20 protein-coding genes are annotated in these 22,497 nt (G+C 33.5%); 13 read left to right on the top strand and 7 right to left on the bottom strand.

The window, feature by feature from the left end:
• Nucleotides 1-90 precede the first annotated feature (90 nt).
• The 8 genes from tssD to MPR_RS10190 all read left to right on the top strand — a co-directional run bounded on the left by tssD (nt 91) and on the right by MPR_RS10190 (nt 11,096).
• Complete coding sequence (tssD, locus tag MPR_RS10225) at nt 91-498, top strand: type VI secretion system tube protein TssD (protein WP_041892264.1); 408 nt, start codon at nt 91-93, stop codon at nt 496-498.
• A 222-nt stretch (nt 499-720) separates the two neighbouring features.
• A complete protein-coding gene (locus MPR_RS10220) occupies nt 721-2,940 on the top strand; it encodes a type VI secretion system Vgr family protein (RefSeq protein WP_235280426.1) in 2,220 nt (739 codons plus the stop codon).
• Nucleotides 2,941-2,944: 4 nt separating this feature from the next.
• Nucleotides 2,945-4,315: a hypothetical protein gene (locus MPR_RS10215; protein WP_052472703.1), complete on the top strand. Its 1,371-nt coding sequence runs from the start codon at nt 2,945-2,947 to the stop codon at nt 4,313-4,315.
• A 21-nt stretch (nt 4,316-4,336) separates the two neighbouring features.
• A complete protein-coding gene (locus MPR_RS10210) occupies nt 4,337-8,656 on the top strand; it encodes an RHS repeat-associated core domain-containing protein (RefSeq protein ID WP_041892261.1) in 4,320 nt (1,439 codons plus the stop codon).
• Between the two features lie 8 nt (nt 8,657-8,664).
• Nucleotides 8,665-9,075 carry a hypothetical protein gene (locus MPR_RS10205; RefSeq protein WP_041892258.1) on the top strand — a complete coding sequence of 137 codons (411 nt, stop codon included), beginning with the start codon at nt 8,665-8,667 and terminating at the stop codon, nt 9,073-9,075.
• Between the two features lie 90 nt (nt 9,076-9,165).
• Nucleotides 9,166-9,837, top strand: coding sequence for an RHS repeat domain-containing protein (locus tag MPR_RS19010; protein WP_052472701.1), 672 nt, complete (start codon nt 9,166-9,168; stop codon nt 9,835-9,837).
• A 1-nt stretch (nt 9,838) separates the two neighbouring features.
• Nucleotides 9,839-10,195, top strand: a complete 357-nt coding sequence (locus tag MPR_RS10195; RefSeq protein WP_041892254.1) for an immunity 22 family protein — start codon at nt 9,839-9,841, stop codon at nt 10,193-10,195.
• Nucleotides 10,196-10,655: 460 nt separating this feature from the next.
• Entirely contained in the window at nt 10,656-11,096 is a 441-nt protein-coding gene (locus MPR_RS10190; RefSeq protein ID WP_041892252.1) for a hypothetical protein, read from the top strand.
• 411 nt (nt 11,097-11,507) lie between these two features.
• Here MPR_RS10190 and MPR_RS18565 read toward each other — a convergent pair whose 3' ends face one another.
• From MPR_RS18565 to MPR_RS10175, 3 genes are all read right to left on the bottom strand, one after another.
• Complete coding sequence (locus MPR_RS18565) at nt 11,508-12,353, bottom strand: IS3 family transposase (RefSeq protein ID WP_235280677.1); 846 nt, start codon at nt 12,351-12,353, stop codon at nt 11,508-11,510.
• Between the two features lie 32 nt (nt 12,354-12,385).
• Nucleotides 12,386-12,652 carry a transposase gene (locus MPR_RS18805; protein WP_041892247.1) on the bottom strand — a complete coding sequence of 89 codons (267 nt, stop codon included), beginning with the start codon at nt 12,650-12,652 and terminating at the stop codon, nt 12,386-12,388.
• A gap of 191 nt (nt 12,653-12,843) precedes the next feature.
• Entirely contained in the window at nt 12,844-13,317 is a 474-nt protein-coding gene (locus MPR_RS10175) for a hypothetical protein (protein WP_041892244.1), read from the bottom strand.
• Between the two features lie 715 nt (nt 13,318-14,032).
• On the opposite strand from MPR_RS10175, the gene MPR_RS10170 reads away from it, so the two are divergent.
• Together MPR_RS10170 and MPR_RS10165 are read left to right on the top strand one after the other, a co-directional pair.
• A complete protein-coding gene (locus MPR_RS10170) occupies nt 14,033-14,605 on the top strand; it encodes a Crp/Fnr family transcriptional regulator (protein WP_041892242.1) in 573 nt (190 codons plus the stop codon).
• Nucleotides 14,606-14,687: 82 nt separating this feature from the next.
• Nucleotides 14,688-15,557 (top strand): SDR family oxidoreductase, encoded by an 870-nt coding sequence (locus tag MPR_RS10165; RefSeq protein WP_041892239.1) that lies wholly within the window; start codon nt 14,688-14,690, stop codon nt 15,555-15,557.
• A 161-nt stretch (nt 15,558-15,718) separates the two neighbouring features.
• On the opposite strand, the gene srmL is transcribed toward MPR_RS10165, so the two are convergent.
• Complete coding sequence (gene srmL, locus MPR_RS10160) at nt 15,719-16,753, bottom strand: PheS-related mystery ligase SrmL (RefSeq protein WP_041892237.1); 1,035 nt, start codon at nt 16,751-16,753, stop codon at nt 15,719-15,721.
• A gap of 184 nt (nt 16,754-16,937) precedes the next feature.
• Here srmL and MPR_RS10155 point away from each other — a divergent pair, with 184 nt between their 5' ends.
• From MPR_RS10155 to MPR_RS10145, 3 genes are all read left to right on the top strand, one after another.
• Nucleotides 16,938-17,819: a helix-turn-helix domain-containing protein gene (locus MPR_RS10155; protein WP_041892235.1), complete on the top strand. Its 882-nt coding sequence runs from the start codon at nt 16,938-16,940 to the stop codon at nt 17,817-17,819.
• Between the two features lie 250 nt (nt 17,820-18,069).
• Nucleotides 18,070-18,429 carry a hypothetical protein gene (locus tag MPR_RS10150; protein WP_041895364.1) on the top strand — a complete coding sequence of 120 codons (360 nt, stop codon included), beginning with the start codon at nt 18,070-18,072 and terminating at the stop codon, nt 18,427-18,429.
• A 53-nt stretch (nt 18,430-18,482) separates the two neighbouring features.
• The gene (locus MPR_RS10145) at nt 18,483-18,989 is read left to right on the top strand and encodes an energy transducer TonB (RefSeq protein WP_082027829.1); all 507 of its coding nucleotides are present in this window, start codon (nt 18,483-18,485) and stop codon (nt 18,987-18,989) included.
• Nucleotides 18,990-19,086: 97 nt separating this feature from the next.
• Here the strand turns inward: MPR_RS10145 and MPR_RS10140 are convergent, their stop codons facing one another.
• From MPR_RS10140 to MPR_RS10130, 3 genes are all read right to left on the bottom strand, one after another.
• Nucleotides 19,087-20,667 (bottom strand): MFS transporter, encoded by a 1,581-nt coding sequence (locus MPR_RS10140; protein WP_041892233.1) that lies wholly within the window; start codon nt 20,665-20,667, stop codon nt 19,087-19,089.
• A gap of 49 nt (nt 20,668-20,716) precedes the next feature.
• Entirely contained in the window at nt 20,717-21,091 is a 375-nt protein-coding gene (locus MPR_RS10135) for a four helix bundle protein (RefSeq protein WP_041892231.1), read from the bottom strand.
• Nucleotides 21,092-21,229: 138 nt separating this feature from the next.
• Nucleotides 21,230-22,348: an HlyD family secretion protein gene (locus MPR_RS10130; RefSeq protein WP_041892229.1), complete on the bottom strand. Its 1,119-nt coding sequence runs from the start codon at nt 22,346-22,348 to the stop codon at nt 21,230-21,232.
• Nucleotides 22,349-22,497 lie beyond the last annotated feature (149 nt).

Genomic DNA, 22,497 nt, shown 5'->3' with positions numbered 1-22,497 from the left:
CCTATTTTTTCAAAATGTTATCAAAATTTTTTTGAGTGGAAAAAATAGTATATATGTTTGAATCAAATAATAATTAAATAAAATTAAGTTATGGCACAGAACAATTCAAGAGCAGTGTTAAAATTCAATGGCGGTGAGGCGCAGAAAGTGTTAAACCTAAAGTATGGTGTATCTCGTACAGTAGACGTATCTGGACGTGTAGCATCAGATCCTTCTAATGCACTTATTACTATTACAGTTGAAGCTACAGATAAATCAGATATCTTAGAGAGTTTACTTAATGGTAAATACAAACCAACAACAGGTGAGGTTACATTTAATAAATCTCACGAAGAGGGAACTCTAATTACTTTAAAATGGTCAAATGGATATGTAATCCAACACCATGTAGATTTTGATGCAATTAACTCAAATAGTATGTATGTTACTTTTGTTGTTAGTGCAGAACAAATCGATTATGGAAACTCAGTTTACCAAGGAACTTGGCCAGGAGCATAATTAAAGTAAAGTAGAGTTTTAGACTCTGTTTTTATATAACCCAGATTAAGTATTAATCTAATTCTACAAGACAGTTCTATTAAGGTATACTTACTTTATGAAATCGCTTTGTTTATTGGCTTAATACTTTCTCTGGGTTTATTTTTAAATAGTATACCTGCTTTTTAAAAATAAGGCCCCAACTATTTTATTATTTAATTAAGGAAAAAGAAAAATATTGCTATGAAAGAGAATTTTAAAGGTGTTCCAGATAAAAGTAGAGGGATTATTAATGAGCAATCACAAGAATCTCTAATTGAAAATGCTACACAAAATATAGAAAATATAGTAGAAAATAAGGCTCTTAGTCATGCTCAAAATTTAGTGGCTGGTATGGAAGAGCGTGCTGCTGAGCAAATGGCCAAAGCAAAACAGATCACCAGTTATGCCACAGAGACTTATAAGGCTACAAATGATTTGGCTAGTAAGGCAGTAGCCTATAAAGGTCAAGCTAATCAAATAAAAAGCACTTTAGCTCCGGCTAAAGAGAATTTAAGTCAAAACAGTACAATTTCAACAGATCAAGCACAGGTAAGTAATGCTCAAGCAATTTCAGATCACACCATCTTTGGGGTTAATCATTTGGTTGATTTAAAGATTGTAGTTGAAGGAACTGAGCTTAAAAACTTTAGAAATTTTCAGTTAAATCAAACACTTAAAGGACATCATGAGTTTGTATTGTCTTTGAGTCACGACGCATTAGGAGAGCAGGAAACCTATCAAATGGAGAAAGCTCAAGAGCTTTTAGGTAAGCGCATCCTAGTGATGATTAACTTTAAAAATATAAAGGAAAAACCAGAGAGAGATTTTGTTGGAGTAATTACAGAGGTTAGTTTTGAACAGGCTCATGGAAGCAGAGGTTATATAACTCTAAGAGGTTATAGTCCAACTATACTTTTAGATGCCGCTCCACATATTCAAAGTTTTGGAGGAAGTAGCCCTGTTCCATTAAATACTGTGGTTAATCAAATTCTAGAGCAAGGCTATACGCAAGGGGGGAAATATAATTTTGTTATTAAATCTTCTAAAAATTATAACCTTTCTTATACCTGTCAATATAACGAGACGCATTATAATTTTCTAGCCCGTATGGCAGAGGCCTATGGCGAGCAGTTTTATTACGATGGACAGACCTTGTATTTTGGAGATCTTCCCCCGGGAGAAGAACCAATTCAATTAGTCTATGGAAGAGATATAGAGAACATACAAGTGCGTATGATGGCTCAACATGTTAATAGACAACTTTATGGTTATAATAGTTTAAACAATGAAAAACTAAGTGCTGCAGGTGATACAAAGCTTCAACCTAAAGGGACTTTAGCAAAGGCCGCTTACCAAAAATCTGAAGGTATTTTTACAGCACCTTCACTTCAACAAGCTTCTTTAAAGGCCTCGACTAATCAAGATATTACTCAAGCTCAAAAAGGAGTAATAGGAAGTATAGGTATGAATGTATTTGTAACCTCTGGTGTGACAACAGTACCATTTTTATACCCAGGATGTATTGTGGAGCTTAGCATGGTTAATTCAGAGGATAAACAAAGTAATTATTTTACAAAACTAATGATCACTAGTGTAATTCATGGGGTGGATACCCTAGGTAATTATAAAGGACGTTTTGAGGCTGTAGATGCAGAGACTGGATTTATACCTCGTATAGGTTACCAGAATCCTCTTGTAGAGCAGCAAGTAGCTACAGTGGTAAGCAATACAGATCCTCAAAATAAGGGACGTGTACAGGTTCGATTTGATTGGCAAAACTCAAATTTAAATTCAGAGTTTATCCGTGTGATGACTCCTGATGCAGGAAGTAGTGACAAGGTTGGATCTAATCGTGGATTTATGGCCATTCCAGAGGTAGGGGATCAGGTTATGGTTGGATTTATCGGTCAGCACCCTGATAGACCTTATGTTATGGGAGGACTTTTTCATGGGCAAACAGGTGCTGGAGGAGGATCAGGTAATAATGTAAAGAGTATAAGTACTAAAAGTGGACATACTTTAATGTTTGATGATTCTGGAGCTATTACATTAAAGGATAAGAGTGATAAAAACTTTTTAGTAATTGATGGAACAAATACTATTAGTGGCATTGCGCAAGAGACAATTTCTTTTTCAAATGGGAAGTCAAGTATAATTATGTCTGGAGATACTATTGTTATGCAAACAGCAAAATTTATTGTCAATGGTAGTGAATATGTTCTTCAAACTAGTGGAGCTGCCACTCAATTATTTACGGCAGAAGGAAATGCTGTTCAAATTGGAGGAAAAACTTTAATGATGGCTACTAGTGATAGTATTGAATCAAAAAGTAAAGAAATAGGTGTTACAGCCGATAATTATAAATTAGATGCAAGTGCAGAGGCTGTAATTGATGGAGGTATAGTTAAAATAAACTCTTAAGAATATGATAAATAAAAATGCCTCTATTATACAAGAATTTTATAAGGTTAGAGATGTTTGGTCTGAGATTGATAAAAACGAATCTTGGAGGTTAGCTATTTGGAGAGTTGAATATGCTGATGTAGAGATTGTACATAATTTTATGGAAGTAGAGCAATCACCTATTGGAGTTTTTGAGGATTTATTTTTTAAGTTTAATATAAGACACCAAGGTGATCATAAAGAATATATTCAGGAGTTATACAATGAGTTTGTTTCTTGGTTTATAAGGCCTACTGAATCTAAATATGATTTAATAGAAGCACTAGATAAAAGTAAGCTTTTAAAACAGCAGTTTATAGTTAAAGAAAATAATACAGCTACTATTGAAGATTTATGGTCAGAATTAATACGTTTTAAAGAAACATTTGTAGATCATGCAGATGTAAAGAATTTTTGTGTTTATTTTCCTTATGATATCTATAGTATATCAAATATGTCTTCTTTTTTTAATAAGATAATCTTAACTGTCCCTAAAGGGATTAGATTAGTTACCATGGATATGGCTCAAAATAGTAAGATTGAAATTTCTACCAGTGCAAAGGATAGGGAGATATATCAAATTTTACATCCGAGTTTAGATATGCTTAATGCGGTGAAAAACGATATGTATAAAGGAGCTACCAGTAATAGTACAGTAGATATAGAAGGGCGTTTTCAAAAGCAAATCATAGACACTATGGAGAGTACTACCCAAAAAGATAAGTCTCTAACTAGTAAAGAAATTAAAAAGTTATTATCTATTTCTGATGAAATAGGGACCTTAAATGCTAGTACATCTGGATATTTAATTGCTAGTCAGGCAAGTTATCAAGTACAAAATGTAAAGGAAAGTGAACTATATATAACAAAAGCTTTAGACTTATCAAAGCAAGCAATGGATAATAACGAATCTTTTGGATATCCAATATGGAAGTCATGTATGTTATTAAAAGCAGCATTATTACATGGTAAAAAGGAAAAAAAACAAGCCATAGAGGCCTATCAAGAGTTAAATCAAATTGCTTTAGACAGAGGAGATATATATTATTTAATGGAAAGCTATAGAATGATTGGGCATTTGGAATATGAGTTAAACAATCAAAATACAGCTCTAGATTATATGCTTTTATCATTAGCCTCTGGAGCTTATTTAGAACCCGAGTTAAGAGTACAATCTACTTACATTCATGCGGCTCATATGGCACATTATTTATGTAAAAAGATAAAAGATAAAGAATCTGTAGCAATATTGGAATCTCAATTGCAAGAGTGGTTAGGTGAGAATTGGCAAGAGATTCTTGCTTATTCACATGCACAGACGTCAGAGTTGAAAATGAAAAAGACATTGTTTTAAAAAAAGAAAATTGCTATAGATATGGAATTAGTAGGTAAATTAGCTTCATCTCCCACAGGAGAAAGGGCGTTTGGTACACTTTTTAGTGAGGCAAAATCAAAACTAGATCAATTACAATCAAAATTAGCATCTAGTGTATTTCCTTCAATGCCTGGACAAGATGTTGCTAAATTTTATGATTTAGCCATAGGAATAGATGCCCATACAACTATTTGGCCACCTTCACCGTTGTGTCCTGTTCCTCATGTCGGGATGGTCTATGATATTATGTCTGCTGTTATGGCGGGTATTTCTTCTGTAGTACCAGCTCCAACTGATTCAGATGGTACATTAGTTACAATTGCCAAGACATTAGTTAAAGGGATGGCTCCTTCAGTGAAAGTACATGATAGATGGATTGCCAATGCAGGAAGTAGTATACAACATTTACCTGCAATAATAGCTCATGTACCATTTCCTCTTGTAGCTCCTATGGCTAGTTCAGAGATGTTTATGGGAAGTAGTACAGTTATAGCCGATGGTACTCCTTGTAGTACAAGGTTTCATCCGGCACTTTCTTGTAACTTAATTGGAATTCCAGCGCCTTTTAGAGCAAAGAAGGCAGTTAAGGCCAAGACTTCATTAATGGCTCCAACCTCAATGTTAAGTATTATAACATCTTCAGGAAAACCTGTATTAGTAGGAGGTCCCCCAACTATTGATTTATTTCAATTAGGTATTAGTTTAGGGTTAAAAGGAGTTGGAAAACTTTGGAAAAAAGTAGGAGATGTCTTTCAAAATTTCGTTGATTTTATAAAGAAAAAAAATCCTTTTTTAGGTAATATTTTACAATGGATTAAATGTCGTTCATTTGGTGAACCAGTTGATGCTGTTACAGGCCGGGTGACTAGTACTAATATTGATGTAGAACTCTCAGGGGCTATTCCATTTGTCTGGGAGCGTACCTATTATAGCGATGCCCATACATGGGGACCTATAGGATATAATTTTCATCATAGTTACAATATGGGATTATATGACATGGGAGAATACTTCTCTGTTCGTCTTTCAGACGGAAGAGAAATAGCTATGCCAAAAGTAAGTGATAATGATTGTTTTTATAATCGCACAGAAAAAATGTGGATTTATAAAGATGATAAGGGATATTATATTCAGGATAATGCTAAGTTAAGATATCGTTTTTTAGGGCCAAAAAATAGAGAAGAATATCAAATGTTATCTAGTATAGAGAGTCAAGAAGGGTTTTCAATTGTTCTTGAATATCATGGAAAGGGCAATCTTAAACGCATTAAAGATAGTACTGAGCGCTACATCGAAGTAGATACAGATGATAGAGGGCTTATTACTAAACTCTACAGTATTTATCCCAATGAAACAATAACTTGGATAGAATACACCTATGACGATAAACAACAATTAGTTTATATTAAGGATGTTGCTGGGGCAGAGAAACACTTTAAATATGAGAATGATTTGCTTGTTCAACTAACAAATCAAACAGGACAAAATTATTATTGGAAGTATCAGAAGATAGAAGGAGCGTATAAGTGTGTACATACCTATGGAGATGGTGGAGTACTTAATTATCGTACAGAATATAAACCAGGTCTTACTATTACAACTAACGGGTTAGGATATACAACACATTATTATTATGATAAGCGCAATTTAATCTATAAGATTATAGATGAAAAAGGAGGCATTACTCATCAGCACTATAATGCAAATCAGGAATTAGAAGTTGTTGTAGATCCTCAAGGTATAAGTGAAAAATATGAGTATGATCACTATGGAAACTTAATTAAAATAAGTGATGCAAATGGAGATTCAGCACAATATGTTTTTGATAGAAAACAGAACCTAATAAGTATAAACACCCCTGGTAAAAAAGAAATAAAATTAGAGTATGATGATCTTGATCGAGTAATAAAAAAACAAGTAGGAAAGGATCAGATACAAAAATATTATTATTCAGATAAATACTTAACTCAAATTATTGATCAATCAGATAATAGTTGGAATTTATTCTATGATTCACATCATCAATTAACACAATTGACTTACCCTAATCAAACTTTTGCCCAATGGCAATATGATACAAGAGGTAATGTGTCGGTAGAGCGTGATGTAAAGGGTAATTTAACACATTATAAGTACGATAAGGCAAATAATGTAATTAAACTAGAAGAGGCGAGTGGTAATATTCATGAGTTTGAGTATGATAGTTCTTATAATATAATTCAAGCTAAGGATGACACTCATGCTATATCATTTGATTATGGTAGTTTAGGAGTTTTGCTTTCTCGAGTGCAAAATGGAAGACGAGTAAATTTTACTTATAACACCGAACTTCAATTAAAGGATATCAGCAATGAAAAAAGGGAGTATTACCGTTTTGAATTAGACCCAGTTGGTAATGTTGTAGAAGAGCAAGGCTTTGATGGGCAGATTCGCAAGTATGAAAGGGATTTAGCAGGACGTGTAACTAAAGTAATTTACCCTGATAAGACTTGGAGTAACTATACGTACAGTGATAGTGGTAATCTACTCAGAGAAGAGCACAGTGATGGAAGCTATAGTGGGTATCAGTATGATAAGGATGGTCTTTTAATGGCTGCAATAAATGAGCATACTACTTTAAAGCTGACAAGAGATAAACTCGGAAGAGTTATTAAAGAACACCAAGATAAGTATGAGGTGTGTAAAACCTATGATTCAAAAGGCAATTTAACTAAGTTAGAGAGTAACTTAGGTGCAGATGTGTCTATGGGTTATAATGAGTATGGTTGGGTGATGCAGATGGATAGTCAAACTTGGCAAGCGAAGTTTTCTTATGATAAACAAGGTTTAGAGATACAACGAGACCTTAGCGGAGGTGTTAAGGTAGAGACTGAGCGAGACAATTATGGCAGAGTGATCAGACGAGGTGTTGCGGTAAATGGAGTAATGAAAGTAAGCGATCGCTACAAATGGAATAGAACAAATCAGTTGCAGTCTATTGTAAGTGATCTCACTCGACATAGAGTTGATTTTAAGTACGATCAGTGGGACAACTTAGTTAGTGGTAGTTATACTACATCTAATGAGCTTAAAACAGTCTATAAGACTCCTGATGCGGTAGGTAATCTCTATGAAAGTGCTAAACAGGATGATAGAGTGTATGATAAAGGTGGTAAACTACTTAAAGATGAATTGCACTACTATTATTACGATGCAAAAGGGAACCTTGTCTTTAAGGAATTTAAAAAGACAGAGCATCCGCGTGTAGTGGACAAAAAGGAAATACAAGATCGATTTAAGATCAAGCTTTCAGGTAGTGGTATTGGTTATCAGTACCTCTGGTCAGTTAGTGGAATGCTACAAGAGGTAATCAGTCCAATGGGAAATCAGGTGAAGTTTTACTACGATCCGTTAGGAAGACGTATTGCTAAGACTTCAAAAGGAGAGACTACTAGATGGGTGTGGGACGGTAATGTACCACTACATGAGTGGAAACATAGAGAAATGTACCCTCTACCAATGGTAGTTAACAAAGCAGGTAAACTATCTAAAGCTAACGAATCTACAGAAAATATTATTACTTGGCTGTATGAAGTAAATTCTTTTGTACCTTGTGGTAAGATTGTAGATGGGGAGAGTTTCAGTATTGTAACGGATTACTTGGGTACTCCTACGCATGCTTATGATAAGGAAGGTAAGGAAGTTTGGCATCGTGAACTGGATATCTATGGTAGATGTATTAAGGGTAATAATGACTTTATTCCATTTTTATACCAAGGTCAGTATTATGATAAGGAGACTCAGTTAGCGTATAACCGTTTTAGATATTATGATCTTAAGATGGGTATGTATATCAGCCAGGATCCTATAGGTCTTATGGGAGGTATGGTGCTATATGGGTATGTGGGGGATAGTAATAATGGTATAGATCCTTTAGGTCTATATAATCCATATCCAAGAAAAAACGGGAAATTTGGGCCTAATCCTAATCCCCAACCTAAGCCTATAAAAGATAAGATTCATGGTAATTCACATGCCTCTACCAAAACAAATTATCTATATGCTAAAATTGATAAAGATGGAAACTTTTTAAAGTGGGGGAAAACTGATGATATAGTTGGTAGATATACATTAGATGAATTAGGAGGAGGTAAATTGATTCCTCTTGATGCTGGAAATATTGTTAATATAAAGGATATTGAAAGAGAATTAGCAGAGATAGTACCAGGTATAGATAATAAAGAAAATTGGGCTGGAAGTAAGAAAGGACAGACATTGAGTCCTCAGGCACAAGAAATTTATGATAAATCAAAAGCAAACGGAGTGAAACATAAACATTAAAAAAAATAATGGCAAAATTAACAATTTTTACAAAGTATGGTGGGGGACCAATCATACCATACGAATCAGATATATCTAAAATACTAAATGATTTTGGAGATAAAATGGTTATCAGTCCTAATATACAGCTTCATATTGAATGTAGAATAGATGGTGATATTATAAAGTATAATGACCCTCTAGGATGTTCAAATATGCGTTTTATGAAGAAAAAAAATATTATAGCTAACACGATTGCTATTACTTATGATTTTTTAAAAGAATCGAATGAGGAAACTTTGAAAGTATTTTTAAAAGAAAATTTTGTATTAGCTATTTCCCAAATGTTAGATCGTTTAAAAAAAGAAAAATACATACTTGATAAAGATTCTATTTTGAATGTTTTAAAAAAAGAATTTGAAAGTATAAATACAAAATAGTACGTAGAAGAGGAGGTTAATTTTTATTAATCTCCTTTTTAGTATTATATAGGTACTCCTACGCATGCTTATGATAAGAATGGCATTCTAGTGTGGAATAGTGAGCTCGATATCTATGTTAGATGTATTAAGGGTAATAATGACTTTGTTCCGTTTTTATATCAAGGTCAGTATTATGATAAGGAAACTCAGTTAGCGTATAACCGATTTAGGTATTATGATCCTAAGATAGGTATGTATATCTCACAAGATCCGATAGGTCTTATGGGAGGTATAGTGCTATATGGATATGTGGGGGATGTGAATGGATGGTTGGATGTACTGGGGTTGGCACCTAAAAATGATTTTGGCATTCCTAGTATTAAAGATTTTGGAGAGTGGTTTAACAATATGTTTACTTCTGACTTTGATAAATTATGGAAACAAAAAGGAGCAGGTGATATAATAGAATCTAGACTTAGATATCCTGGTAAAAAACATGAATGGTTGATGGTTTCTCGAGCAGATGTATTTAAAAGTTTGGGAGTTAAATTTGAAAAGATAAGAGATTTAAGAACACTTACTAAAGATGTGAAATTTGTTAATCCAATAGGAAAACACGGAGGATTGGGTTCAACAAAAGCTCATAATGAAATTTTGGAAATTATAGATACTTCATTAGATTATAAAACATTTATTAGAAGACTAAATAATTGGGCAGATTATAGGCTAAAAGGTGGAGCAGATGCTTTACCAGATGGATTAAAAATAAAACATCATTGATATGAAAAATAAAGTTTCTATTTGGCTTGCTAATTTTACTACAGAGGAAAAATTAGAAGAATATCTTGAATTTAGATATTCTGAACTAGAAGATTTACCAAGATCAAATTTTATAGATGATTTTGAAATAGAGTATTATGACGAGGATTTTCAAGAAGCATATTGTGCTAATAATATTATTAGTTTAAAGGAATTATTAGCCCCGTTATCTTATTCAGAATCATTTATTGACAAGATTGGAGATACTAGTAATTCTCAATATAATTCTGTAATAGCTATTTATAATTATAAATACGATGATCAGAAACAAGGTAAAGATAATATTCAATTTTTAGGTGTATTAGATTATGAATATTAAGGTTTTATCTTAAAAAAAAATTTAGTTATTAAAGACCTAGTTTTAATTAGCTAGGTTTTATATTGATATCCATGTGTGGAGTCCTATAGAATATAACTTCCATCACAACTATAATATGGGATTATACGATATGGGAGATAATTATATGCTGCGTCTATCTGATGGAAGCGAGATCAGTATCCCTTAACTAGATTCGTTAGAGCCATATTATCACCGTCAAGAGAAACTGTGGGTACACTGGGATGAAGTAGGGCAATACTATATTATCGATAGCAATAAGCTGATCTATCGCTTTAATGGGGGAAAATAGGGGCAAGCATTACATCCTTATTTGCTAAATAAACATCCTATAAATGCAGTAGATCACGGTGATTTATGGAAAACTGATAGGAAAGTATATTGGATGCAGAGAGCAGAAGAAGCAAAAATAAGAATGAATTGTGGTTAAAAATTTTAAAATATGTTGTCAGAAAAAATAAAAGAGTTATTTAGACAAAAAGGATATATTTCTTTAACAGAGGAAGAAAAGCAGGAATATATAAATGCTTTAATTGATTTAGATATTTCCTTAGAAAGTACTTTTGCCGATTTCAATTTAGCAACTTATGGACCTACATTTAGTGGGCGTGGTAATGAATTATACAATGTTTGTTGGTTTAAAATATATTCCGATGATTTGGATTATAGTATAGAATCAGCCCATAAAGTTCTAAAATTACCCGAAGAGTATATTCCGTTGGATAGCTTTGAAGCAGAGGGAGGTTTTTTCTATAATCGTAAAACAGGAGAAGTCTTAGAACTTGAACTTGGTCAAAAATTGATTGACTTTCAAAATGGAAAATTACAACCACAATGGGAAGATTTTAATTCCTTTTTAGAATGGTATTTTGAAATTACATAAAATTAAGCCGCTTCGCTTGAAGCGGTTTTTTTATTCTTTTTTGGTTTTCAAGATGGAATAAAAATGGGGTAAAAAAGGAGTAATAACTCTAGTAGTGTTCGAAATAAATTCTGACCATATTATTTTATATAATGACCTAAGTTTGATTAGGTAAGTTAGATTTAGTGAAATTTGCTAAGAAGAATCGAGCAAATAGTTTGACCACACTTAAAACAATAGGAAATAAAGTTCAAGAAAATGTAACTATAGCTCTAAAAGTAGATAATATAAATCCAATTAATAACTAAGTCTTTTTTAGTATTGTGACGGATTATCTGGGTATTCCTGAGAAGGAAGATATTTATAAACTTATAGATGTCTTGAATACTTTTTTAGTACGGTAATTAAGGTCTAGTTGTAGGCTTCCCCATTTTAGGACACCTCTAAATTCGACAAATAATTCTTATTATGTTCAGATTTGATGAAGAATTTAAATTCTTCATCAAATCTGGGCTTATATTCTTTAGGTGATTTATTCCCTAATGCTTTGTGAGGATGGTTAAAATTGTAATCCTCTCTCCATTTATCAGCCAATCTTTGTAACTGGTAAATATCATTGAAGTAAAAAGCATCTAATATATCCTCTCTAAAAAATCGATTAAAACGTTCTATATATCCATTCTGCATTGTTTTACCAGGTTGAGTATATTTTATCTCTATAAAGTTCTTCTTACACCAGTTTACAAAGGTTTTAGAGATAAATTCAGGACCGTTATCACATCTAATGTACTTTGGATTTCCTATTTCATGTTTTAGGTTTTCTAATGTTTCTATTACCGCCCTTGCAGGATAACTTAATCCAGCTTCGATAGCTATTGCTTCTCTATTACAGTCGTCTAATACATTAAAAACTCGTACTTTTCTTCCATCTGTAAGTAAGTCACTCATAAAGTCCATACTCCAACACTCATTGAGTACTTGTGGTGTTTCTAAAGGCTGTTTAACTCTTGTTATTAAACGTTTCTTATGTTTTCTTCTTAGACTTAGTTTCATTAAGCGATAAACACGTAGAACTCTTTTTCTATTCCATACAAGTCCTTCTCTGCGTATCTTATGATAGTACTCATCAAAGCCGCGAGTAGGATATTGTTCTGCTAATTCGCTTAGTTTATCAATGACCTCTGTATCATCTTTTTTACTTTGATAATACCACATTGATCGGCATAGCCCAACTAATAAACAAATACGAACGATGGATAACTTATATTGCTCTAACAGATACTTTGCCCTTTCTATTTTATCTGCTGAGCTTAAAACTTTTTTGACAGAATATCTTTGAGCATTTTATTGTCTAAACTAACATCAGCATACATCTGTTTGAGCTTGCGATTTTCTTCTTCAAGTTCTTTTAAACGTTTCAACTCTTGTTTTTCCATTCCATCATACTTCTTTCTCCAATAGTAAAACGTGCTCTTATCAATACCTAATTCTCGAGAGATTTCACTTACTGATCTTCCCTGTTCATTTTCTTTGAGAGCCTTAATGATTTGGCTCTCACTAAAATTACTTGTTTTCATACTTGACAGTTTTGTTTAAAGTTAATAATTTCGAATTAACAACTGTCCGATTTTTAGGGAAGCCTACAGTAATATAAAAAGACTTAGTTTTAATTAGCTAGGTCTTTTTAGTATTGTGAAGGATTACTTGGGTACTTCTATTCTTCTTTTTCTACTGGATTTTATAACATTCAGTTCTGTCATTTTTTTAATTATGTAGTTGGTCGGGTATTAAACTCATCTATAATCAGAATAGAAAATAATATTATACAATAAATATTAATATCACTCTTGCTATTGAAATCAAATGTAAAAGATGATTTAAAAACTTTTAAATCATTATTAAAACCCCCGACAAACTCATTATTTACAATAAAATCTCCTTCAAATTTCCATGCTTTCATTTTTTTATTTATTGAAATAATATCATTTTCCGCTTTCAAATATAATTTCTTCTTTAGTTTAAATAAATAAATTTGTTGATTCACTTTCTGTGCTATTATCAAATATTTTTTATTAAATCCAAAGAAATGCTTGATTTCTAGTTCTAATAATTTTACTCCATAAATATCTTCTATATAGAAAATATCCTTAAGTAAATATTTATAAGAGATACATCTATATAACAATTCATTACCAAAGTAAATATCTGTATTTCCATTGAGAGTTATTGCGTTATAATTCATCTTTTTCTTCCTGTTATTCCAAGCTTTAGAGATGCTTCTATTGCAAATATAGCTTTTATACTAATTCTGTCTTAGCATTATGTGAATTTAGTGTATTAGACTTGTATACTGTATAGATTTTAGTGTTAGTATAAATGAAAAGTTATAGTCTATTTGGAGTTTATCTTAAATAATTATTAGGTACTAAATTTTTTTGTGTGTTGTAAAGGATTGAATATGATGTTTTAATTGTAAAAAGTGCTATTAAATGACAAATTAAGTAGGAATTACTGTTAGCTATATTTGTTTTTTGTTGTTTAATCGTTAATAAAATGCTTTTGTAAGATGTTAAATTTGTTTGTATAGATGATTTTTTTTAGCTATTTGTTAATACTTGTAGGTTGATGTAAATAAATCATTTGTTTTTTTGTTAAATGATGTTATATTTATAAAGTAGAACAACAGCTCAGGTTGTATAGAAAATATATGTGCTTTATTCTTTTTAGCCAGTGAGTAAAACGTAGTTCTTGCACTTAAATTTTTTTCTTTTCAACTTATAGAGGCGCAACCCTAACCAAGTCGTCGATATTAGTAAAAGCTATCCTAATTTTTAGGGTAGCTTTTTTGTTTAAGAAAAGGGATAATAAATTGTTCTTAATGGAGTAGATAAGTGATTTATTGTTCTAAAAATAAAATTAGGTTCTGTACCTTGCTTGTACTTTACAATAACATAGAGATGCAAAACAAGTTTATAGATTATATCAAGACCTATACACCACTTACTCTTCAAGAACAAGAGTATCTGATATCCCATATTGTTTATAGAAGCTATGCTAAGCAAGAGATCTTGTTTCAAGAAGGGAATGTTTCTAACGAAATTTATTTTGTCACTAAAGGCTGTGTTAGGCTTTATTATAACGTCAATGAAATAGATAAGACGGGGTTCTTCTACACTGAAGGGCAGTTTATCTGTGCGGGTGAGAGTTTTACATATAAAGTAGAAGCGAGCGAGAATTATCAAGTCTTAGAGGATACGGAGTTATGTGTATTAACTAGAGAGAATATCGAAATTCTATTAAAGTTATCTCCCGTATTTGAGATTATCGCTCGTATCGCTGTAGAGAATGAATTACTGACTGCACAGCGTATCATTCGTTCTTTTGTTACCCAATCTGCTGAGGAGCGTTATAAAGATTTATTAGCTCATCAGGGAGAACTTTTTTTACGTGTACCTCAGCAGTATATCGCTACCTTCTTAGGGGTATCACCAGAGACTTTGAGTAGAATTAAAGCTAGAATTTTAAAGTAATTTCTTTTCTTGACGATAGTCAAGAGTTCTTTTAGGGTTAGTTATGGAACTTTGTGTAGAGAAATAAAAAAAGCAAATTAAGATGACCAAAAGAGTTTTAGTAGCAGGAGCAACAGGATATTTAGGAGGTGAATTAGTGAAGGAACTAAAAGCAAGAGGATATTGGGTAAGAGCTTTAATCCGCAACTCTTCACAACACGATAAAGTCGTCCTAGCTGATGAGGTATTTATCGGAGAAATAACAACACCTCAAAGCATAAGAGGAGTTACACATACGATAGACTATGTATTTTCTACCATTGGAATCACTCGTCAGAAAGAGGGAATGACCTATATGGATGTTGATTATCAAGGAAATTTAAATCTATTACACGAGGCGTGTATCACTGATGTAGAGCGCTTTTTATACGTATCTGCCATCAATGGAGACAAACTACGACATTTAAAGATATTCCAGGCTAAGGAAGGTTTTGTGGATAAACTTAAAGAATCAGGTCTAGACTATAGAGTAATTCGCCCTAATGGGTTCTTTTCAGATATGCGCGATTTCTTAGAGATGGCTAAGTCAGGTAGAGTCTACCTATTCGGTAAAGGGGATAAGAAGCTCAACCCTATTGATGGATGTGACTTAGCGAAGGTATGCATTGACAAAATGGAAGGTACCGAGAGAGAGTGTAGTGTAGGTGGTCCTGATATAGTAAGTCATAGAGAATTGGCCTTACTGGCTTTAAACGCATGGGGTAAGGAAGAAAAGATTACTTATATTCCTGATTGTATACGAATATGTATCATTAAGCTATTGCGTCTATTTACCTCTTCTAAAACCTATGGTCCTTATGAATTCTTTTTAACAGCTATGGCAGAGAATAATATCGCTCCTTGTTATGGAGATCGTCATTTGAAAGATTTTTTTAATGAGGAGGTGTATCGCTATTTCCCTTCAGGGAATTAAGAATTGTCTTCATTATTTTAGGGATGTATAACCGTTGTCATGGATTTGAAATTGGAGATGGACGTGTATGAAATACATTTTATACGATAAAAGCCCTGACTTCACCGTTAGTGTGATAATCGGTGACAGGGCTTCAGAAATTAAATTTGTTGTTTGTCGTCTTACCTTAAGGTGATATAAAATTGTTGTGATAATTGAAGTCTGATGGTGTCGTTTATAGCATTTATCTCCTCGTTAAGCAATGTTCTCTCATTAGACCTGTAAGTAATGCGATAGGCAAGAGAAGTTTTAGCTTCATGGCTGTATTGATCTACGAGCTCTACGCGTTCGATTAGATCGTTGCCATATTCTCTAATGACTTCACATAGATTATTGTACTCTTCCCAATTGTCTTCTCTATTTGGTTTGTACTGATGAACCCAAAATGAAATATCCTTGTATACAGGAGGGTATTTTGAGTACTCTTTAAAAGTGGCAAGCCCATTTCTGAACTGTGATATAAAGCGAGGATCTTCTGTCCAAAAATAACGGATATCAGGTATGTTACAAAAAGACATTACAAGTCTATCTAACCCAAGTCCAAAAGCCCAACCTGTGGCTTGTATATCATTGTGCTTTAGGATATCTGTATGGATCACACCAGCACCTAATATCTCCATCCATTCTTCCTCTTGCTTTACTTCAATCTGTAAAGAAGGTTCTGTAAATGGGAAGTGGTCGTCTAAAAAGCGATATTCTTTCCCAGGGTATAAGAACTCTACTAACTTAGCTAAAGTTGTCTTTAGATCTTGTAGTGCATCTGATCCCAATGGCAAGAGTTTAACTACCTCCATCTGGTGAAAGACAGGATAATGCGTCTTATCAATCGTATCTTTTCGATATACATCTCCTGTGACAATGAATTGTTTATATCCTTGGCTCAACAATTGATTTTGATGAGCTGAGGTCTGCGTGCGCAAAACGAAGTTATCATTCACATAATACGTATCGTTTTTAGAACGGGCAGGATGATATAGAGGAACTAATAGTTTGTCAAAATTCTCTTGTGTACTTACAACTTCATCTAAATTATCAAAGGTTGTAAAGTCGCAAAAAAAAGATTGTATTTTCTCTTTTAATAGACAAATAGGGTGAAGCTGATTAAGGTGTAGCTTTCTCGTTCTTTTTTCATTAATACTCTTTGATAAATTACTCATATTCTTTGATTTATAATTTTGAATCCAGTAGACTTTGTTTCTGTTGATAGTCTTTGTGCAAAAGTATTATTCTAGAAGCTTCTAGATTTTGCGTTTTATTGGATGTTATGTACTATTTTTAATGTTTATTATGTTATTTATCCTTTTTAGGAATAGGTATTATTCATTTTGTTATATTTTAGATATGTCTTTATTTCTGACTTTAGATTATTTGTACGAACTACACGAGCTTGATTCTTCTCTAAAAGGGGATGGAGTGTTTATCGTAGACCATACCAATTTGCCTATAGTGGACTATGCTTATCAGAAGCATCAGTTTGAGGGATTGTTATTTGGTTTTGTGCTAAAGGGAAAGATGACTGCGCAGGTACACTTTCTAGAGTATGAAGTAAAAGCGGGGGAGGTCATCATTGCTTTGCCTCATCTGATGATCGATGTAGTAGAAGAAAGCGATGATGCTGAGGTGATCACGATAGGGTTGTCCCTTGACTTTATAAGCTCTATTCCTAGTTTATGGGAATTCGTAACGGATGATCAAATCAGATGGAATCCTAAGATTAAGTTCTTTGAGAAGGAAGACAGCTTAGAGCGTCAGTTTCTAGCATATCTACAACAGTTCTACCATAAGGAGAACAGTGTGAAAAAGAATGAGATCTTGCGTTATCATATCTTAGCTTTGTTTAATATGGTAATAGAGTCCTATGCCAGTCTTTCTGTTAAGAACCCTGTTGTGAAAGAGGGAAGTCACGATATCATAGATCGTTTTTATACATCGATTACAGAGCATGCTATCAAGCATCGAGAGGTAGGATTCTATGCTGATAAATTACACCTTACTCCTCAGTATCTCACAACTCTACTCAAGCAAAAAACGGGTAAATCTGTTCTAAAATGGATTGATCATATGGTAGTCTTATATGCAAAGTCATTGCTAAAAACAACTGAGCTGTCTATTAAGGAAATAAGTCATGAACTCCACTTTAATGATGCTAGTCTATTCTGTAGACATTTTAAACGCAATACAGGGATATCTCCTCAGCAGTTTAGGAAGAACGCTTCGGTTTAATTAGGAATTTAAAATTATGAATTAGGAATCGTTTTGCCTAGGGCAATAGGTATGTATATCGCGTCCTATCGGCACGCAATCGTAGGGCTGTATTAGATACAGCCGATATAGTATATCACGTTCATTCGGCACGCAATCGTAGGGCTGTATTACATACAGCTGATATATAGTAAAATATATTAAATAGATGAAAACAGTGTATAAGATTATTCTCTTTTAGTTATCTTAGTAAGAATAAAATAAAATGGATATGAGCTATGATATTGCTGTTTATAGGATAGAGACAAGAGAAAAGTATCAAGGTAATACAGAAGATGATTTTTTTGGAAATGAGGAAAATTTGATAGAATTTACTTCAGAACAGATAGAAGGACTTAAAAAGAGACTCTTGGTATATGAATATGTTTTAATTAAAGAAGATGATTTAGGTATGCGTTTTGGACATCCTGATGAAGATTATGGAGCAGCATTGTTATGCAAAAATGCGCTTTACTTTACTGCAAGTTGGAGTGGAGATTCTATTTTTGAGGTAGGTATGACAGCATCTGAATTTACCGATACTGGCGAGTATGCAAAGTATGATTTTCAAAATGGAGAATGGGAGGAATAGGAAGTTTGGGTATTGAATTAGTTGAGTAATAGCTTTAATGTAATTGGAACAAAATGTTTAAGAAGATAATCTCTGTCATTGTATTTTTTTCGTTATTGATGGGTGTCTATGCACAGAAGCCTAAAAAAGTTGAGTTTATAGAATTACCTATATATGATCAGTTACCAGAGTGGCGATGTACATTACCTATAGCAAATAACAATACCATCACTACAGTAACAGATACTTTACCTTCTTTAGACAAGGTTTATCATTCAAGGGATGTAGAACAGAGAGCTACTTACTTAGGAGGTATCAAAAAGTTCAGAACTGACTTTCTTCTTAAATTTAGAGTGCCTAATGAAATAGAGAAAGGAAAAAAGACAAATGTAATTGTCCAAGTTATTATTGAGAGAGATGGTACACTTACTAATATAGAAATACTTCGAGATATGGGGTACAATACTAAAGATGAGGTTATTCGTGTTATTAAGGAGTTGCCTAAGTGGAGTCCTGCTTTCATCAATAATCAACCTGTGAGAAGTGTTGATATAATCCCTATTACTGTGCATAGGTATTAAAAGGTGATTTCCGTGGATTGATATAGGGAATTAAAAAGAATCTCTAGTTCTTTCTCCTTTAGAAGAAGCAGTGTACTAGAGATTCAAAAGTACAAATCTATATATTGTTAGGGAGTTGATTTTCGATACTCTCTTTATCTTTTTTGCTCATCATAAGATTACCTAGTTTATTGATATACACACGAGTTTTCAATGTGCGTATTCTACCGTAGTGGTGGAATAATACATATAACAACACTCCTATACCAGCGATATTTATATATCCATATACTGTCTTGGTGGCAGCGAGTACCCCGTTTAGTTGGACAATGGATAGATTAATACCTGACCCTGACCTTAATAGCATGGCATCATCTAGGTATACGGCTAAGTTGTTTAGACTTTGTATTTGGAATTGATATTGTGTCCAGCTGTATAATGCACTAAACATCCCTACAGCGATAAATGTACGCCATAGAATAGCAAATCCGATCAGTCCTAACATACTAGCTAAGTCTAACTTATCTAAGGTGTAATACCAAGTGGTGACAAAGATAACTCCCATTCCATATCCTTTAAAGAACATCGGTAGATACCACATCGAATAGCTGAATTCTGTTGCCATAGCGAGGTACATCATCACACTGTACATTAGAAATGCTGAAAACCCAGAGAAGATGAGCATGCGTATAGGTATCTCGTTTTTATACCAATAATAACAGACAACTGCTGCAGTAATAAGCCCGGGAATCAGTAAGAGATTTAGGGAGGCATTGGTCATCGGATTATATCCTAATATACCTACAGCAAAGATATTCTGTATCGTAGCGGTGGCAAGGTACATTCCTAAACACAGTAGCATGATGGTTCCGTGTCTTACATTATTCTTCTTAAAGGCATTTAATGGTAAGAATGGTCTTCTAATCAACTGCTGGCGAATGACAAAAATAAATAAGAGAATACCAAATACTAATGAGGCATATCTTATGATCTCTGAGTCAAACCAAGCTTGTTGTTTTCCGAAGGCTAGGATATAGGCCAAGGTCATGAATGTCGCATTAAATAAAAGGATGCTAATCCAGTCAATGTAAATAAAAGGAACCTTGCGCATAAAGCGTTGATTGTGTTGAAATATAATACAAATCAATGCTGCTCCAAAGCACATAATCGCTAGGTTCATATAGGTAATCTGCCAGCTGAATATAAAGCTTACTTTAGCTACAAAGTAACCTGATAATTGGGTGATAACTAATAGGGCAGAGTAGTAGATACTGTAGAATATACCTCTGTTACCTCCTACACTTAAGAGCATCATAAGGGGTAATACTACTTCCATCATTCCCATCATTTTAAATACTCCTATTAGATAGGAGCAGGCTATAATGATATAGGGTTGATGTGTGGTGGATTGTACCAAATATAATAAACCACACATGGTGAGTGAGATTACAAGAAGTTCTTTTGTTCTGAATCGGGCTTTGATCCTAACAATAAGAGGCATGACTGTACCTAGACCTATGGCATAGGCATAGTTAGCCCATAGGTAGTACTCTGTCATCGAGCCTGTACTACCCACGATATTGGTGATATTAGTGGTATATATTCCACTAATACTACAGAACACAGCTGCTATGATTACAATGAGTAATAGCATGACTGGTTTTGGTACCCAAGAGTGAAATAATCCTTTGTTATACATCGTATAGAATTAGGAATTAATACTTAGGAATTGTGTACGTTGTACATCCCTAAGTATGGTTTATTATTTTTTCGTTTTCTTTGATTGTTTTTAGAATGCTTCCTATAATTTTAAGCAGCTCATCTATGTCAGTCAAAAGGCTTGTACTCTGTTTAGTCGTTAGATAGTCTGTGTCAGTTAACAGTCGAATCCAGTAATGAGATTCACGAGCTTCTTTATATGCAATATATAGTTTAGCATAGAAAGCTTTATCTGATTGACCTCCAATAGCTTCTTCTATATTTGCACCAATAGATGTTCCACTGCGGAGTAATTGTTTACTTAATATAAACTCTTTCTTAGTAGTAGTTAGATGTTTATAAGTATTAACCATTCGAATAGCAAAAGCATAGCTTTTAATTTGTACTATATTTTCATTCTTCATAGAAAACGGATTTGATGAATTTAAAAATATAGTGTGCACATTAATCATTCCATTATTAAGAATTAGAAATTTAATTATAGGATATATTTAGAAAGCCCGAAGGGCTATGATTCCTAATTTAAAATTCCTAATTCCTAATTAGTTAGCCAGTTGTATATTCATATTCATCCCTGCTTTAAGGTTAGCGATGTTTTCTATATCATTCGTATCTGTAAATTCGATACGCACAGGGATACGCTGTTGTACCTTGACGAAGTTCCCCGTAGAGTTATCCGTAGGCATACTAGAATATCTAGAACCTGTAGCCGCAGAGATAGCCGTTACTTTTCCTTGAAAGCGTATTCCTTTTACAGCATCAGCTGTCATGTCGATAATACTACCTATTTGGATATTGTTCATTTGAGATTCTAAAAAATTAGCTGTTACCCATTTCTCATTATCTTTTACGATAGTTGTAATTTGCTGGCTAGGCGAGAGTAGTTGTCCTTCGCTGATTAGTCTTCGTCCCATCACTCCGTCATAAGGAGCTGTAATCACTGTGTATGACAGGTTTAGTTGAGCCATATCTAACATCGCTTTTGTGCGTTTGATATCCGCTTCATTTAGGGCAAGACGTGTTTCTATCTCTGATACTGAAAGTTTGGTTGTGTTTTGTTGTTTTATTAAACTTTCATAAGCAGATTTAGCAGCTTGGTACTCTGTTTTTACTTGATCATATTGTTGTTGGGTAACAGCCTCAGCTTGTAATAAATTCTCGTATCTTTTATTGTTTTGTTCTGCGTTCCACAATCTTGCTTTTGCCCCTTCAATATTAGAGCTAAATACCCCGATATTATTTGATGCTGTATGAATAGAGGAGTTAGTTACTTTCTTAGCAGCTAATGCACTTAGATAAGCTGCTTCAGCTTGTTCTACTTGAGTGATGATTTCTCTGTTGTCAAGGATAACTAGTGTATCTCCTTTTTTGACTTGCTGATGTTCGATGAATTTGATCTCTTTAATATAAGCAGATACACGGGTATTAATAGGGTTAATGAACTCTTCTACCTGTGCTGATTCTGTGTAATCTCTATCGTTGATGTGAAAGTATTTAGTCAATAACCAGAAGAAAGCGATTCCTATTACCGCAAATGTTAGGGTGTTGACTAAGAGTATCTTTGTTTTCTTCTTTTTTTCTTTTTTAGCTTTATCCTCTACAACTTGCTCAACTGGAGCTTGAGCTGGTTGTTCAGTAGTTGTATTTTCTTTATTTTCCATTGCTTGTTTTGTTTTTTTGTGAAATCGTGAAACTGTTAAGGTGTGAAATCGTTTTTCTGTTCCCCGTTTCCTGTTCCCGTTCCCGTTTCCCTGTTTCCTGTTCCTGTTCCCCGTTTCCTTACTGCCGTAGGCACCCATTCTTAATTCCT

The sequence above is a fragment of the Myroides profundi genome (assembly GCF_000833025.1).
GTDB lineage: Bacteria > Bacteroidota > Bacteroidia > Flavobacteriales > Flavobacteriaceae > Flavobacterium > Flavobacterium profundi_A.
Note: the sequence above shows the minus strand (reverse complement) of the source record. Positions and strands in the feature narration are given on the sequence as shown.